This is a genomic window from Pacificimonas sp. ICDLI1SI03 (assembly GCF_054740865.1).
This window is the reverse complement of the sequence record NZ_JBSQAU010000001.1, coordinates 2,199,186-2,215,351: the sequence shown is the minus strand read 5'-3', so window position 1 is coordinate 2,215,351 and position 16,166 is coordinate 2,199,186. Positions and strand designations below refer to the sequence as shown.

Annotated in this window: 14 protein-coding genes; 5 read left to right on the top strand and 9 right to left on the bottom strand. The window is 60.8% G+C overall.

Going from position 1 to position 16,166, the window contains the following annotated elements; genetic code table 11:
- The first annotated feature begins 4 nt into the window (after positions 1–4).
- Complete coding sequence (locus ACSMXM_RS10790) at positions 5–382, top strand: Na+/H+ antiporter subunit G (RefSeq protein WP_460316033.1); 378 nt, start codon at positions 5–7, stop codon at positions 380–382.
- Positions 383–463: 81 nt separating this feature from the next.
- On the opposite strand, the gene ACSMXM_RS10785 is transcribed toward ACSMXM_RS10790, so the two are convergent.
- The 3 genes from ACSMXM_RS10785 to ACSMXM_RS10775 form a co-directional block, all read right to left on the bottom strand.
- On the bottom strand, positions 464–850 hold the full coding sequence (locus tag ACSMXM_RS10785) for a hypothetical protein (RefSeq protein WP_460316031.1): 387 nt from the start codon (positions 848–850) through the stop codon (positions 464–466).
- A 58-nt stretch (positions 851–908) separates the two neighbouring features.
- Complete coding sequence (locus ACSMXM_RS10780; RefSeq protein WP_460316029.1) at positions 909–1,466, bottom strand: invasion associated locus B family protein; 558 nt, start codon at positions 1,464–1,466, stop codon at positions 909–911.
- Positions 1,467–1,570: 104 nt separating this feature from the next.
- Positions 1,571–5,926 carry an autotransporter outer membrane beta-barrel domain-containing protein gene (locus ACSMXM_RS10775; protein ID WP_460316027.1) on the bottom strand — a complete coding sequence of 1,452 codons (4,356 nt, stop codon included), beginning with the start codon at positions 5,924–5,926 and terminating at the stop codon, positions 1,571–1,573.
- A gap of 636 nt (positions 5,927–6,562) precedes the next feature.
- Here ACSMXM_RS10775 and ACSMXM_RS10770 point away from each other — a divergent pair.
- Positions 6,563–6,997 carry an SET domain-containing protein gene (locus ACSMXM_RS10770; protein ID WP_460316026.1) on the top strand — a complete coding sequence of 145 codons (435 nt, stop codon included), beginning with the start codon at positions 6,563–6,565 and terminating at the stop codon, positions 6,995–6,997.
- Between the two features lie 118 nt (positions 6,998–7,115).
- On the opposite strand, the gene ACSMXM_RS10765 is transcribed toward ACSMXM_RS10770, so the two are convergent.
- The 5 genes from ACSMXM_RS10765 to ACSMXM_RS10745 form a co-directional block, all read right to left on the bottom strand.
- The gene (locus ACSMXM_RS10765; protein WP_460316025.1) at positions 7,116–7,571 is read right to left on the bottom strand and encodes an Lrp/AsnC family transcriptional regulator; all 456 of its coding nucleotides are present in this window, start codon (positions 7,569–7,571) and stop codon (positions 7,116–7,118) included.
- A 71-nt stretch (positions 7,572–7,642) separates the two neighbouring features.
- Positions 7,643–8,698, bottom strand: coding sequence for a branched-chain amino acid aminotransferase (locus ACSMXM_RS10760; protein WP_460316024.1), 1,056 nt, complete (start codon positions 8,696–8,698; stop codon positions 7,643–7,645).
- Positions 8,699–8,772: 74 nt separating this feature from the next.
- Positions 8,773–9,552 carry an SDR family oxidoreductase gene (locus tag ACSMXM_RS10755; protein WP_460316023.1) on the bottom strand — a complete coding sequence of 260 codons (780 nt, stop codon included), beginning with the start codon at positions 9,550–9,552 and terminating at the stop codon, positions 8,773–8,775.
- A gap of 3 nt (positions 9,553–9,555) precedes the next feature.
- Complete coding sequence (locus ACSMXM_RS10750) at positions 9,556–9,927, bottom strand: cupin domain-containing protein (RefSeq protein ID WP_460316021.1); 372 nt, start codon at positions 9,925–9,927, stop codon at positions 9,556–9,558.
- 126 nt (positions 9,928–10,053) lie between these two features.
- Positions 10,054–10,422, bottom strand: coding sequence for a response regulator (locus ACSMXM_RS10745; protein ID WP_460316020.1), 369 nt, complete (start codon positions 10,420–10,422; stop codon positions 10,054–10,056).
- Positions 10,423–10,871: 449 nt separating this feature from the next.
- Between ACSMXM_RS10745 and ACSMXM_RS10740 the strand changes: the two genes are divergently transcribed.
- The 3 genes from ACSMXM_RS10740 (at position 10,872) to ACSMXM_RS10730 (ending at position 14,882) form a co-directional block, all read left to right on the top strand.
- Positions 10,872–12,740 (top strand): ribonucleoside-diphosphate reductase subunit alpha, encoded by a 1,869-nt coding sequence (locus tag ACSMXM_RS10740; protein ID WP_460316018.1) that lies wholly within the window; start codon positions 10,872–10,874, stop codon positions 12,738–12,740.
- A 147-nt stretch (positions 12,741–12,887) separates the two neighbouring features.
- Positions 12,888–13,925 (top strand): ribonucleotide-diphosphate reductase subunit beta, encoded by a 1,038-nt coding sequence (locus ACSMXM_RS10735; protein ID WP_460316017.1) that lies wholly within the window; start codon positions 12,888–12,890, stop codon positions 13,923–13,925.
- Between the two features lie 12 nt (positions 13,926–13,937).
- A complete protein-coding gene (locus ACSMXM_RS10730; protein ID WP_460316015.1) occupies positions 13,938–14,882 on the top strand; it encodes a hypothetical protein in 945 nt (314 codons plus the stop codon).
- Between the two features lie 34 nt (positions 14,883–14,916).
- On the opposite strand, the gene ACSMXM_RS10725 is transcribed toward ACSMXM_RS10730, so the two are convergent.
- Positions 14,917–16,083, bottom strand: a complete 1,167-nt coding sequence (locus ACSMXM_RS10725; protein ID WP_460316013.1) for an HNH endonuclease — start codon at positions 16,081–16,083, stop codon at positions 14,917–14,919.
- Positions 16,084–16,166: the final 83 nt, after the last annotated feature.

The window sequence follows — 16,166 nt, the reverse complement described above, 5'->3', positions numbered from 1 at the left end:
ACGGATGCTGGAACAGATCGCCGAAATCGCCATTTCTCTCCTGATCCTGCTGGGCGGCGCCTTTGCGCTGATCGGCTCGTGGGGGCTGGTCCGCCTGCCTTCGCTGATGACCCGTCTGCATGGGCCGACCAAGGCAACGACGCTTGGCGTGGGCGGCACCCTCATTGCGTCGATGGTCTACTTTCCGGTTTATGAGGGGCATTTTTCCGCCCACGAATTGCTGATCGCGCTGTTCCTGTTCATCGCGGCGCCGATTACGGCCAACATGATCGCGAAGGCGCATCTTCACCGGCAGGGGAACGGCATCGACCCCAATCCCGCCGACGACATCCGCGAAGGCCTTCCCGAACCGACGATCTGGGCAACGTTCCGCAAGCCCTGAGGCGCGGATGCCCGACCGGGCAGGCGGCCTCGAATACCTCGCGCCCATCAGGTCGGGGCATGCTTTCGCGGGAACCGGGGTTTACGGGCAGCGGGCGACCAGCGTCACGTTTTTCTCGCCGTCCGCCTGGGTAGAGGTCAATACGGCCTCAACGCGGATGGTCTCGCCCCATTCCTGGACGATAGGCTCCCCCGGCTGGCCCTTGTCGGTCCAGCTGTCGCCGTTGAACAGGCGGGTGGCGCCCCAGTTCTGATTGTCCTTGATCAGGCTGATCATCTGCATTTCGTCGGAGCGCACGGCGTTCAGCGTCACGTCCATGTCCTGGACCAGCAGGCGCGAGGGCATGCTGCCCTCCGCTTCGGTAGTGCAAGCCGCTGCGGAGTGGGAGGTGGTTACCCCATCGAATGTCAGTTCCACCTGCCCCCCGTTCGGCGTGGCTGCGGCAAGGGCAAGAGCGAGGGCGATCATCAGTGTCTCCATTCTCGAGGCTCGGAAGCCGAGAGATTGACGGGCTTCGCCGCGGAAATCAATTTTCCGCGGTCGCCCGCTCCAGATGGGCAAAGGCCTGGTCCATCCCGGCCATCGAGAAATCCAGCTTCATGCGCTTTCCGTTCGACAGCGAATAGAACACGGTCGCCTTTTCGGGACTGGTCAGCCATTGCTGCAGTTGTTCGGGCGTCAGAACCGCTCCTGCCTCGCATCCCGTCTGCTGGCATGTGATGAAGGGCAGGCGGATGATTTCCTCCCCTTGCGCGTCGGTCAGCTGCGCGCCTGCTGGCAGCAGGACGGCCAGCGGCAGTTCGAAGGAAAGCTGATAGGCGCCCTCTTTCGCCGGGCGCAGCAGGATCTTGGTCAGGATAACGGGCTGCTCATTTTCCTGCACCTGCGCCGTGACGGTTGAGGTCACGCCGCACAGCGTCGTCTCCGGCTGTGGTTGTGCGCGCGTTTCGCACCGCATCATCCACGCCTGATAGGGGGTTTCCTCCGTTGTGATCGGCGCATTCGGCGCATTGGGCGCGGCGGGTGGAGCGGCCGCTTGCGCCTGGGCCAGCGCGAGGAGGGAAGCGGCAAGGACGGAAAACATGATATGATCCTTTTCGATAATCGCCGGGCAGAAAGACGCCGGACAGAGAAACGGGGCCGTCCCCAAGGAACGGCCCCGTCCTCCCGCTGTCAATCAGGCATTCTTTACCAGCGGATGCTGAGGCCACCCGATACTGCGTTGCTGCTCAGATTGCCGGCATCGCCATAACGATAGTTGAAGCTCAGCGTTACCTCCGGGTTCAACATGACGTCCATACCTGCATCCAGCCGCGCCGCGGTCCGGCCGGGGTTGGGCGCGGTGATGCTGAAGCTTTCGCCGTGCAGGCTGGGCGTCAAGGTTGCGGACGGCTCGTCCATCTCATGCGTCGCAAAGGCGGCGGCATAGGGCATGAACGCCATGCCTTTCGTGGCATAGACGATGCTCAGGCGGGCACCCGCACGGCCCACGATAGAGCGGCGATCATCATCGTCGAACGTCAGCGCCGCCAGGGCCCGGCCGGATTCCGTGAACTCGTCCCGGTTTACCTGGCCATAGGATACGCCGACGGCAGGGGTCAGCGTCGCCTGGCCAAAGCGGACCTTGTAACCCGCTTCGACATCGCCCGCCACGGTGTGGCCGTCATTCTTGCCGTAAAGCTCGACAATTTGATCCGCCAGCTGCACCGCGCGGTCTACCTCGTACCGGTCGACGCCGACCGACACCATGGCATTGGTGTACCAGCTTGCCGTGTCGTACTTGCCGTACAGGATGCCGTGATAGCTTTTCGCGACCGCCGAACCGGCACTGTCGGTGGAGGTTTCGCCCCGGCCATAGGCAAAGGCCAGACCGGCGACGACGTTTTCGCCGAATGCGCGGTCCGCACCGATGATGAAGTTCATGGCACCGGCGCGATAGCCCTGGCCATATTCATCGCCCTTCACCTTGTTCACGTCATGCGTGATGGTACCCCAGATACGGCGGCTAAGCGGCGTTTCCGGGTGAACCGCCATGTTCAGGCGATCCGAAACCGACGCCTGGGCCGCACGCGTCGTCTGCATCACGGAATCCGTGGCGGCGGCATGGATGCCACCGGATGCCTGCTCCAGGGCACGGCGCACGGCGACCTCGTTCAGCGGATACAGTCCGCTCAACAGGGCACCACCGGCACCAGCGGTTATCGCACCGGGTGACGCGCGGAAATCGTCGATCGCCGCACCCACGGCCGCTGCGTTGCGCATGCTGCCCGATCCGAACATCGTGCCGAAATCGCTCGGCGTCACGTAAAGGATGATGTTGCGGGGATTGTAGATCACATCGAAACGCGACGTCCCGATCATGCCGCTGGTCGGCTGCAGGATGCTGTCGAACGTGCCCGTCACGCCGCCCTCTGCGATGACCACCGTGTGGCGGGAACCGATTGCCGGCGTATAGCTGTTGGTTGCGTCGCCGGTAATGTCGCGAACGATGGGGGCAATCGTGCCGCCTGCCGTAAAGACACTGTCCGCACCGGCCAGGATCAGCTGATCGTGGAAACCGGCGCCATTGCCTGCGGTGCGGCCATCGATGTCCAGCGACAGGGTGCTGCCGGCAAATTGCGTCACGCTGCCGTTGATGGTCAGCTGGCCCGGCGAATTGCCCGGCGCCAGGACGCCGTAAACGTCCATATTGCCGTCGATCTCGCCGGATCCGCTGGCAACGCCGCCATCATAGACCCAGACCTTTCCGTCGAACTCGTCGTTGAAGCTCAGCGTTCCCTCGAACACGCAGGCACCGATGTCGTTGGACGCCGCCGACTGCAGCGACAGGCGGCCGCTGCCCCGCTTGTTCAGGCAGGAATTGCCGTCCGCGCCACCCGTTAGGACGACGTTATTGGCCCCGGTATCGAACACGGCATTGTCACCTGCGACGTGCAGACGCTGGCTGATGGCCATGTTCTGACCCGTCAGGAAACGGCTGTCGGCTCCGATGGTCAGGTCGCCATCGCTGGCGCCCAGCGCTTCGTTGGTCGCGGCGATCAGTGTGCCGCCACGAACGATGGTGGCCGCCTGGCTGTTGGTGCCATTCAGCAGCAGCATGCCGCTGCCCGTCTTGTTCAGCGTACCCGCACCGCTGACCGCACCCGAAAGGGCAACATTGTTGCCGCCGGTGTTCACGGTCGACTGACCGCTGCTCAGTGCAACGCCATTGTCGATGGTGCCGTCGGCGGTAACCGCCAGCGTGGCATTGCCGATGCTGATGGCGCCGGTGCCGACATTCGCGTCACCTGCCGCCCTCACCGTGCCGTCATTGATGGCCAGGCCGCCGGCAAAGTCGTTTGCTCCTGCCAGCGTCAGCGTACCCGAACCGCTCTTGTTCAGCGTACCCTCGCCGCTCACCACACCAGACAGGGCAACGTCGTTGCCGCCGGTATTCACGGTGGACGCGGCGCTGCTCAACGCGACAACATTGTCGATATCGCCATCGGCGGTGACCGCCAGCGTGGCATTACCGACGCGGATGGTGCCGGTGCCGACATTCGCGTCACCCGCCGCTCTCACCGTGCCGCCATTAATGGCCAGGTCACCGGCAAAGTCGTTGGCGCCTGCCAGCGTCAGCGTGCCCGCACCGCTCTTGTTCAGCGTGCCATTGCCGCTCACCGCACCCGACAGGGCAACATCGTTGCCGCCGGTGTTCACCGTGGATGCGGCGCTGTTCAGGGCAACACCATTGTCGATGTCGCCATCGGCGGTGACTGCCAGCGTGGCATTGCCGATGCGGATGGTGCCGGTGCCGACATTCGCGTCACCCGCCGCTCTCACCGTGCCGTCATTAATGGCCAGGCCACCGGCAAAACCGTTGGTTCCAGCCAGCGTCAGCGTACCTGCACCGCTTTTGTTCAGTGTTCCTGCACCGCTGACCGGACCGCTCAGCGCAACGTCGTTGTTGCCGATGTTCACGGTCGACTGCGCGCTGCTGAGGGCGACGCCATTGTCGATATCGCCGTCGGCGGTGACGACCAGCGCGGCATTGCCGATGCTGATCGCGCCGGTGCCGACATTCGCGCCACCCGCTGCGACCACCGTGCCGCCATTAATGGCCAGGCCGCCCGCGAAATCATTGGTGCCCGCCAGCGTCAGCGTCCCCGCACCGCTCTTGTTGAGCGCGCCCGTGCCGCCAATGTCGCCCGTCAGGCCCACATTGTTGCCGCCAATGCCGACCGTGGCATTTGCATGGGTCAGGTTCACATCATTGTCGATGGCCCCGCCGGCGGTCACCGCCAGCGTGGCATTGTCGATTGTGATCGTGCCGGTGCCGACATTCGCGTCACCCGCTGCTTCCACCGTGCCTTCGCCTATGGCGAGACCGCCGGTGAAGGTGTTGACCCCCGCCAGGGTCAGCGTACCCGCACCGCTCTTGTTGAGCGCGCCCGTTCCGCTGACCGTGCCGGACAGGGCAACGTCGTTGTCGCCCGTGCCAACCGTGGCATTGGCGTGGGTCAGGTTGACGCTGTTGTCGATGTCGCCATCGGCGGTCACCGCCAGCGTGGCATTGTCGATTGTGATCGTGCCGGTGCCGAGGTTCTCGTCGCCTGCAGCCGCAATGGTGCCGCCGGCGATGTTCAGGCCGCCGGAGAAGCTGTTGGCACCCTCCAGAGCCAGCGTGCCGTCGCCGGTTTTCGTCAGGCCGCCGCTTTGGCCCCCCGTGTCGGTCAGGTCGCCTGTGAAGGTGGCGTTGAACCCGTCGGTATCGATCGTGCCGCCGGTAGAGTTGATCGTCAGGTCCTCATTGATCGTGGTGTCGGCGTCCGCAACCAGGGTTCCGCCGTCGAATACGGGGTTCACGTCGCCGTCGGCCAGTTCCTGTACCGTGCGCGGTTCCTCGATGTCGGGCGTGCCGATGGTAACGACGGAGGAGCCTTCGGGGACGCTGTCGATCTGAACGGTGGAGAAGAGCAGCGTGCCGCCCGCACCAAAATATTCGCCGGAGCCGTTCGGAACCATCGTGACGCTGCTGAAGCTGTTGCTGTCATCGATGGCCGCCACGAAATGCTCTTCGCCGGGAATGGTTTGGTCGATGCCACCCACCAGCAGGGGGGTCGAACCGTTGAACAGCATGTAGATCTGCGACGAATTGGCGGTGCTGCCGTCGGGCGTCGTGTTGTTCACAGCACAGCACGTACCCCAGTTGGAGGTGAACAGCCCGGCCGCGTTGACATAATGCGGCGTGGTCAGCGCCGAGTCCGCAAAAAATGAAATATTATAACCATCGGCAATTACGTCGTTGAAGTCGCCCGGAGTGTAGTTAACGCTCCAGTCGGTAAATCCGTCCGAACCTTCGTCACCAAGGGAATTGTTGGGCGCGGGGGAGCCGCCCCGGCTCGTGGTTACGTAAATGGTCTGGCCATTTTCCGTTACCGAGAAGCTGCTGCCAGTCGAACTGGTAATGTCGATCGAGAAAACCGTCGACTGCTGGGTCGCGCCGGGATTGTCTGCATTATAGGCGGCATCGGCGGCAGTAACCGTATCGCGGAATGTCTGCATGCCTGCGGCCGTATCATCGTTGAAAAACACAGCAGGGGTTGCAAGCGCAGATGTGGCAACGCCGCAAAGCGCGGAGGATAAGATAAGATGTGACCGAAACTTACGAACAAACTTGAACTTATTGGAAGTAAGGGACGAGTTATTCGACGACATATTAGCAAATCCTGCTTCTATAGGAGAAATTCTGTCAAATGTGACCTGAGCGCCCACATCCTGTCGAAACCCCTAGGGCCACCGGCGTAAAAATTTTCTGAACCTGGCTTAATTTTCGGCGGTTTTTGTCGTTCATTCCGTTACGATATTGAAAGGAAACAAAAACATTATTGTGGGGGACGGATCGGATCGTGTTCCGACGCCGGTACGCAAGGCTACAGGGGTGATTAGGTGACGTTTTTTGGCCTGGATGGCAGGGCCGACACCCTCCCGCTGTGGGCCAGGCACGCGACGCGCGGCGGCGCCCATATGCTCCTGTCGCAGCCCCTGTTTCGACCGGTGCGGGGGCGACCCGCCGCGCGGACGTCGAACCCCGCATTTTCCCTATTGCATCAGGACGATAGCGGATACATATTTTGCGCTGTCCCGGACGTTCCGGTGATGCGAGGGTGCTCGCACAGCCCAGCACCCGGATAAAATACGATGATGATCGTTCCGACCTATGTGGGCCCCAGCCAGATCGAGGGAGTCGGCATTTTCGCCGCTGCGCCGATCAAGTCAGGGGACGCCATCTGGGCTCTTGAAGAAAAATTCGACCTTCTGTTTCCCGTTAACGAGCTGGCGGGTCTGCCAGACCTTCAGCGCCAGTTTCTGGAACGCTATGGCTACCCCCACATGACGCGTCCCGACATGTTCGTGCTGGAATTCGACAATGGCCGTTTCATGAACCATTGCGAACAGCCGAATACCGATTTCCGCAGTCCGGAAACCGGCTGGGCGATTCGCGATATTGCGGCGGGCGAGGAGCTCACCTGCAATTATGCCGAATTCGATCCCACCTTTGAAATGCTGCCCGGCCGCACGTTCCTGAACGCCTCGGTCGTTCAGGAAATGCGCGGGATGGCCGCCGCGGAATAAGTGCCACGCAACGGGACGGGCGGGTAAGCCTGCCCGGCCCGTTCGCATCCTGTTTCCATGGTGCGGCGCGTCATGTCCCCCACGCCTGCCATCTGACCAATGGCTGCGTCCGGCGCTATCATTCCGGGTTTTGAAACAGGCTTTCGATAAAGGTCTTCAGAACGACCAGCGTATTGCTTTCCTTCACTTCCGGCAGCGACCAGATCGTCTCGCCGATTTCGTGCAGGCGTTTCGGGTCGTGATAGGACAGGGCCACCATCAAATCGGCTTCGCCCGTGACGCGATAGCATCCGACGACCTCCGGCACCCCCTCCAGTACCTTGATGACCGGCGCCGCCTGCGTCCGTTCGTGCAGGTAAAGGATCATCAGCGCGCTCAGGCCCTGCGTGTCCCCGCCACTGTTCAGGACGGCGTGATAGCCGCGGATGATGCCGGTCTTTTCCAGACGCGTAATCCGCGATTGCACGGCGGTGCGCGACCGCCCCACCATTTTCGCAAGGCTGCTCAGCGGCGTGCGCGCGGCACGCTGCAGGATCGCAAGTATATTGCGGTCTATCGCATCCATGTCCGGCATGGCGCGGCACGCTATGCGAGGGCGCGGCCGGGTCAAGAGGGTCTGTCGCTGCCGGGCAGGCGGCGGCGGGCCTATAAGATCTTCAGCCAATCGAAGCGGTCGGGCGCGCGGCGCTCCTGAATGTCCAGCAATTCGCTACGCAACTGCTGGCAGATCGTCGTTTCGGGCGGCGTCCATTCGTTCCCGTCCGCATCGCCCAGCATGTGGATCGGCACGACGATGGCCGCCGTCCCGGTGGCGAACAATTCCCGGCACCGTCCGCTTTCCAGGTCGGCGGTCAGCTCGTCGATGGGCATGGCACGTTCTTGCACCTCTATCCCCGCATCTTTCGCCAGCCGGATGATGGAATCGCGCGTCACGCCCGCAATAATGGAATCGCCGATGGGCGGGGTGTGCAGCGCGCCGTCGATGACCGCGAAGAAATTCATGCCGGACAATTCCTCGATGGTCCGGTTGTTGATCGGGTCCAGCCACAGGGCCACGGAAAAGCCGCGTGCGACCGCGTTCGTCGTTGCGCGCATGGCGGCGGCATAATTGGCGCCCGCCTTGGCATAGCCGATGCCGCCGCGCGCGGCGCGCACGTCCTTGCGCTCGATCAGCACCTTCATCGGCCCGCTGGTATAGGCCGATGACGGGCTGGCCGTGATCATGAAGCGGAACGATTTGGAATTGGCGACGGTAAACCCCGCCTCCGTGGAAAACAGCACCGGCCGCAGATAGAGGGACGCGCCACTGCTGGTGGGGACGAAATCGGCGCAGGCCTGCGTCACCGCCGCCAGCCCGGTCATGAACAGATCCTCGGGAACCGGCGGCATGCCCAGACGCTCCGCACTGCCGGCGAAGCGCCTGCAGTTCACCTCCGGCCGAAACAGGTGCGGTGCCATGCCGGGCGCGCGATAGGCCTTCATGCCCTCAAAGACCGATTCTGCGAATTGCAGTGATCGTGCCGTTGGAATGATGGAGATCGGGCCATACGGTTCCAGCTGCGCGTCATGCCACTCACCATCGCTATATTCCGCGCTGAACATGACGGGCGCCGCCACCTGTCCAAAGGCCAGGTCCTGCGGCAGCGAAAACCCCGCCACCGCGTCCTTGACGCCCGGCAATTGCGTGAACTCGACCGTCATTCGTATATAGCCTTTTGAAAAAGCTGGCCTGCCAAACTGGCCAGATGGAGGAACTGGTTAGAGAAGATTGTCGGCTAGAATAGATTGGGCGTGGATCCGCCATCCACGGACAGCGCCACCCCGTTCACATAGCCGGCCTGCTCGGCACACAGGAATGCCGCTACCGCCGCGAATTCTTTCGGATCGCCCAGCCGCCTTGCGAGTATCCCTGCCGTCAACTTGTCCACGACATCGTCGCGGCTCTTGCCCGCCCGTTCGGCCATGGTTTCGGTCAGAGAGGTCAGGCGATCGGTCGCCGTATAGCCGGGCAGCAGCGAATTGACCGTGATGCCGTCGCGCGCAAACTCATTGGCGCAGCTTTTCGTCAGCGCGCAGACGGCGGCGCGCGCCGTGTTCGACAGGATCATATTGGGTCCCGGCGCCTTCACGAACAGCGACGTGATGGTCAAAATCCGGCCCCAGCCTCGCCGCCGCATTCCGGGGACGACCCCATGAAACAGGCTTACCGCTGCACCCAGATGTTCGTTGATCGCCTGATCGAATTGCTGCGGCGTGACATCATCGAAGCCGCCGGGCGGCGGGCCGCCGCCATTCACGACCAGAATGTCGATGGGTCCCAGTGTCTTTTCTACGCGTCCGACCAGCTCCTCACGCGCATCGGCATCGCCCATGTCGCAGACAAACGTCGACGCGCGCGGCCCCATCGAGGCTGCTGCCTGCTCCAGCTTCTCCGCGCTGCGAGAGGCGATTGCCGTCCGCGCGCCTTCCTCTGCCAGCGTGCGGGCCACGGCCAGCCCCAGCCCGCTGCTGCCCCCTGTAATCAATGCCACCTTGTCCTTCAGGCCCAGATCCATCGGCTATCCTCCGCGCAGATAATGGTCTTCGCCCTGCAGCCAGTCGGCGCGGGGCGGTGAGAATATATCCAGCTGAAAACAATCTTCCAGAATGCGTGCGCTGTGCAACAAATTGCTGGGCAGCACGATGACTTCGTTCGCCCGCACGATGATTATCTCGTTCTGGTCGTCGCCCAACGTGAATTCCATCACGCCGGACAGGACGTTCGTCACCTGCTCGTTCTCGTGCCGGTGCGCGGGCACGACGGCCCCCTTCGGCAGGGTGAACTGCGCGACCATCTGCCGGTCGGTCGTGATGAAGCGGCGGGTGATCGAATCGCTGAGCGTTTCCAGCGGCACGTCCTGCCATTTTCTGTGGATCGCGTTCATGCCCATGTGTCTCTCTTCTCGGGCGGGACAGTGGCGAAGGACGCGGTCCGGCGCAATTTTCCGAACCGTCGAAACCCTAGGCAAACTGTCTGTTCGGCTAGGCGATCTGCCGGGGGCATGCGCGGCTGCGGGTCAGTCGTCCGGCGTCCAGCGATCGACCAGCGCGAACAGGTCGACCATGGATACGGGCTTGTGCAGCACTGCATCCGTGCCTGCGCGGTAACAGGCTTGTTCCGTTTCCGGCGACACGTCCGCCGTGATGATGACGATATTGCGGTCATCGGAATGCCGTGCATCCGCGCGCAGCCGGCGGACGACTTCCAGCCCGTCGATCTTCGGCATGCGCAAATCGACGAAGATCAGGTCGAATGGCTGCGCCGCCGCCAGCGCCAGCCCCTCCTCGCCCGACGCGGCACTGACCATATCGATCTGGCGCGACTCCAGCATGATCTGCAGAACCTTCCGGTTGATCTCATTATCGTCGATGTAGAGTATATTCACTGGGGGCGGCTGCCTGTCTGGGATGCGCGGGGCTAGCATGGATCAACTCCATGTTTCGACCCACTTTGGCAGCGAAACGCGCCAAGTCCTTGAACACTCCCGACAAGCGCTTTTTTAAAAAAATATAGCTTGCGACGGTCCCCTGCCGTTCACTAGGTTTAGGTGCTGGGAAGAGGGGCTGCCACTAGGGATGGTGTTTTCCGGTCGACGAAGGTCGACAAGGGGAAACGAGTCCCAAAGGGTTGCGCGTTCCCGAGGGGGCGGCTGCCCTGTGGATAGCGAGGATATCGGGGATAAGTCGAAACCCCGCCTCGCCCACGGTCCCCGGGGCGCCTAGGGGTGGTGGTTTCCGCCTGCATTTCCCGGTCCGGCGGGAACGGCATGGGGCGGATCGCCGCCAGTATCGAACGACACCGGAATAGAGTAATTTGCAAGGGAGTGCGGCGATCATGGATTTCAGCGGCGTGGACACAGAGACCATCGATCAGGGCGCAGGTGCGGTTTCGGAATCGAGGCGCGTCAACGAACCGCGCTTTCCGGTAAAGATCGACCGCGCACGCGATGCGAATCTGACCGTTTTCGGCAAGGAAACGCTGGAGGACCGCTATTTGCTGCCCGGCGAGGGGCCGCAGGATCTGTTCGCCCGCGTTGCCGCCGCCTATGCCGACGATGCGGACCATGCCCAGCGCCTTTACGACGCCATGTCGAACCTGTGGTTCATGCCGGCGACGCCCGTCCTTTCGAACGGCGGCACCGGCCGCGGCCTGCCGATCTCCTGCTATCTGAACAGCGTCACCGACAGCCTGAACGGCATCGTCGATACCTGGAACGAGAATGTCTGGCTGGCGTCGAAGGGCGGCGGCATCGGCACCTATTGGGGCAATGTGCGCGGCATTGGCGAATCGGTCGGCCTGAACGGCAAGACGTCGGGCATTGTCCCCTTCGTGCGCGTCATGGATTCGCTGACGCTCGCGATCAGCCAGGGTTCGCTGCGCCGCGGCTCGGCCGCCTGCTATATTGACGTGCACCATCCGGAAATCGAGGAGTTCCTCGAAATCCGCAAGCCGTCGGGCGACTTCAACCGCAAGGCGCTGAACCTGCACCATGGCATCAACCTGTCGGATGCGTTCATGCAGGCGGTGCGCGACGGCGAGGAATTCGATCTGCTGTCGCCCAAGACCGGCGAGGTGCGCAGCACGGTCGATGCCCGCGCGCTCTTTCAGAAGATCGTCGAGACGCGCCTCGCCACGGGCGAGCCCTACATCATCTTCATGGACCGCGTGAACGAGCAGATGCCAAAGCATCAGCGCGACGCCGGCCTGAAGGTGTCGACGTCGAACCTGTGTTCCGAAATCACCCTGCCGACCGGCATCGACCAATATGGCCAGCCGCGCACCGCCGTCTGCTGCCTGTCGTCGCTGAACCTCGAAAAATGGGACGAATGGTCGAAGGAGGATGGCTTTATCGAGGATGTCATGCGCTTCCTCGACAATGTCCTGTCCGACTATATCGAGCGCGCCCCCGACGAGATGGCCCGCGCGAAATACAGTGCGGAGCGCGAACGGTCGGTCGGCATGGGCGTCATGGGTTTCCACTCCTTCCTTCAGGCGCGCAACATCCCCTTTGAATCCGCGCTAGCCAAATCGTGGAACATGAAGATCTTCAAGCACATCCGCGCCGATGCGGACGAGGCGTCGATGATGCTGGCAAAGGAACGCGGCGCCTGTCCCGATGCGCAGGACATGGGCGCGATGGAGCGGTTCAGCTGCAAGATGGCGATTGCGCCGACCGCCTCGATCAGCATCATTTGCGGCGGCACCAGCGCCTGTATCGAGCCGATCCCCGCCAACATCTACACGCACAAGACGCTGTCCGGCTCCTTCACGGTGCGCAATCCGCATCTTGAGGATCTGCTGACCGGAAAGGCGATGAATTCCGACCGCGTGTGGAATTCGATCCTGGAACGCGGCGGCAGCGTCCAGCACCTTGAATTCCTCGACGGGGACGAGAAGGCGACCTTCAAGACGGCGTTCGAGATCGACCAGCGCTGGCTCCTGGAACTCGCCGCCGATCGCACGCCCTATATCGACCAGTCGCAGTCGCTGAACCTGTTCATCCCTGCGGATGCGGAAAAATGGGATCTTCTCATGCTGCACTATCGCGCCTGGGAACTCGGCATAAAATCCCTATATTACCTAAGGTCGAAGAGCGTGCAGCGCGCCGGGTTCGCCGGCGGCGTAGAGGCGGACAATACCCCCGACCTCGCGAAGATCGAGCTGCCGACCACCGACTATGACGAATGCCTGGCCTGTCAGTGATGGCCGCCGCCGCCCGCCCTTCCCGTCATCCCGGCGCAGGCCGGGATCCATCTCTGACCCCCTCCCCCTGTGAGGCGCGCGGACGATGGCTTCCCGCCCCCACAGGAATGACGGCCTAAAAAACACCAAAGGAAACGGAGTTTCCCCATGTCCCTTCTCGAAGCCCGCAAGACCTACAAACCGTTCCAGTATCCCTGGGCTTATGACTTCTGGAAGCGTCAGCAGCAGATCCACTGGATGCCGGAGGAGGTGCCGCTGGGCGAGGATTGCCGCGACTGGGCGCAGAAACTGTCGGAACATGAACGCAACCTCCTGACGCAGATCTTCCGCTTCTTCACCCAGGCGGATGTAGAGGTGCAGGACTGCTATCACGACAAATATGGCCGCGTCTTCAAACCCACAGAGGTAAAGATGATGCTGACCGCGTTCAGCAATATGGAAACGGTGCACATCGCCGCCTATTCGCACCTGCTCGACACGATCGGCATGCCGGAATCCGAATATTCCGCCTTCATGGATTATGAGGAGATGGCCGACAAGCACGACTATCTGCAGAAATTCGGCGTCGACAGTGACGAGGACATCGCCCGTACGCTGGCCATGTTCGGCGGCTTTACAGAGGGGCTGCAGCTGTTCGCCAGCTTTGCCATGCTGATGAACTTCCCGCGCTTCAACAAGATGAAGGGCATGGGCCAGATCGTATCCTGGTCCGTCAGGGATGAAAGCCTGCATTGCGAGGGGATCATCCGCCTGTTCCACGCCTTTTGTGAGGAGCGTCAGTGCCTGACAAAGGCGGTGAAGGCCGACATTCGCGACATTTGCCACCACACTGTGGATCTTGAGGATGCGTTTATCGACCTGGCCTTTGAAATGGGCCCGGTGAACGGCATGACCGCGGCGGAAATAAAGAAATATATCCGCTACATCGCCGACTGGCGCCTGGGCCAGCTGGGCCTGAAGCCGATCTACATGATCACCGAACACCCGCTGCCCTGGCTCAGCCCGCTCTTGAACGGCGTCGAGCACGCCAATTTCTTTGAAGCGCGCGCCACCGAATATTCAAAGGCGGCCACGCGCGGCGACTGGGGCCAGGTCTGGACCCAGTTCGACAAGCGCAAGGGCGTAAAGCCGGAAGCGGCCAACGAAGAAGACGAGCCGAGTTTGTTGGGTACGGCGGCGGAGTAAGGGGGAACTTCGATGACGACGGTCGCACAGCTCCCGGCTAGTTTGCTGAGTAAAGACACACGGCAAGCCGATCTTGGGTTAATCGGGCAAAATGACGAAGCTAAGATCAATCAGCTGGGAATGGGAGTACTAAGTGATGGTACGCCGTTCCTGACACAACGCGGCCTTGCGGCTCTTTGTGGCGTAGAGAATGCTCATATCGGTACGATCAGCAGTCAATGGGATGAGAGCAATCAAAAACCCCGTATTTCAAAAATAAAAGATATTATTTATAGTCATGGCCAGCAACTAGAAAAGCCGCATATCGAGCTAAGAGTTAACGGCAGGGTTGTATTTGGCTACCGCGAAGAGTTTTGTCTTGCAGTTCTTGAGTACTATGCATTTGAAGCCGGACAATATTTGCAAGAAGAAGCGATTAAACACTACCGTCTTCTTGCGGGTAAGGGGTTTCGTGAGTTTATTTACGGGGTGGTCGGGTACGCTCCCGCTTCCGATCTTGATAGGAGATGGCAGCCATTTCTCGACCGAGTTTCACGAACCTATAATTCTGTGCCCCACGGATACTTTAGTATATTTCGTGAAATCGCCGATCTGGTTGTGACCTTAGGCGAGAACGGGGTGTATACCAGCGACAAAATTGTTCCAGATATAAGTGTTGGCCTTGCGTGGAGCGCATATTGGACGAAAAGTAAATTAGAAAATGTCTATGGGCCTCGCAAGGAATATGAGCATAATTATCCCGATTATTTCCCTCAGGCAGTTTCTAACCCTCAACATCCTTGGTGTTATCCTGACAGTGTTCTTGGTAAGTTTAGAGAGTGGTTTAGGGATCAGTATCTCTATGGAGGCAAATTTAAGAGGTACTTAGACGGTCAGGTTAAGGCCCAAAGAATTGGTGTTAGCACAAGGACTGCTGCACTTGAATCTTTCACGCAGCAAATGCTCGAGGGCCGTTAATAGTAGTATTTGATTAGCGTATTTATATAACCACTTATACGCGTTCTGCGATTTGGTGATATTCGCGATGCCATGCCAAATATCGCGGATGGGGTCTCTCCGCAGGATTGTTTGGGAGACGCGCTTGTCTGTCATTGTGGATGAGCCGTTCGACACCGTCCATATCGTTGATCTTTTGTGACAATAATATCGCGCCCTGATCGCTGAGCGAAATCAGCCCTCGGTCGAACATCCAGTGGGCAGTACCGGACAGTGCGATGCCATTGGCCGAAGTATCTGGGCCGCCTGCCTCGACGCTCATGATGTGCGCGGCCTGCACCTCTGCTCGGCCTCCGCCATTGATCCATTGCATTCCGGTCAATGCGCAGCGGCAATCATAGGCGTCTAAAATGCGTCTGCGGAACTGCCGGTCGCGTATTTTGCGTTCGACCAGCACCGTCGAACGGTCGACGGCAGCGACATAGGGTTCCGGTTCTTCGTGGAACGAGGAGGGGATGCCGCTCTGCGTTTCGTCGGCACGGGGCAGAATGTCATCCTCTTCGACTAACCCTGCGGCGATGATACGATTAAAGTCTTCGTCGACAATGGGCCGGATGGACTGAATAGCGCGCCCGTTATTGATGCGCCCATCCGTCAGCAGTCCGCGCTCCATTACCTCTCCGTCGACGCGAAAGGGCACGTCGTGGCCAAATTCCAGGAAGCTGCCCGGCTCGATCAGTGCGAGATACATTTCAGAACTGGCAGGGTCGCGTATGATCTGTTCGACCTTCGCTGCCGCATAATAACCGCGCTGCCCCGCACGGCGTGGCTCTTGATATAGAATCCACTCGCCCACTGAGCGCGCCGCTGCTTTCAACCAGCGTTGGGGGAAACGATAAAAGCGGTCTGGCTCGTCCTCGTAAATCGAATGAGAGCCAATGATGAAAACGCATTTCGAGGGCTCTGCGCTTGGCAGCGAGACGGGCTGCTCCATCAAGCGATATTGACCGGCGGCAACAAACTCGACTTTACCGCTGTCGCGAAGTTGCTGCAGCTCACGGCTCAAAGTCATTTCCGGCGTCGCGCCCCGCGACCCCGTTTCGTTGATAATTCTACCCAGCTCCTGCTCAATGAGCGCCTGCCGCGTAAATTTGAGCCCGCCGCTTCGTCCCACCAAACGACGCACGGCGAGTTGGACGGCCTCTGACCATCTGGTTTGCACGGAGGTTGTTCACTTCGCTCAATGAGATCGAGATCTTTTGCATGAGACAAAACGCTCGTCAAATTTGAACAGCTATCGATCCA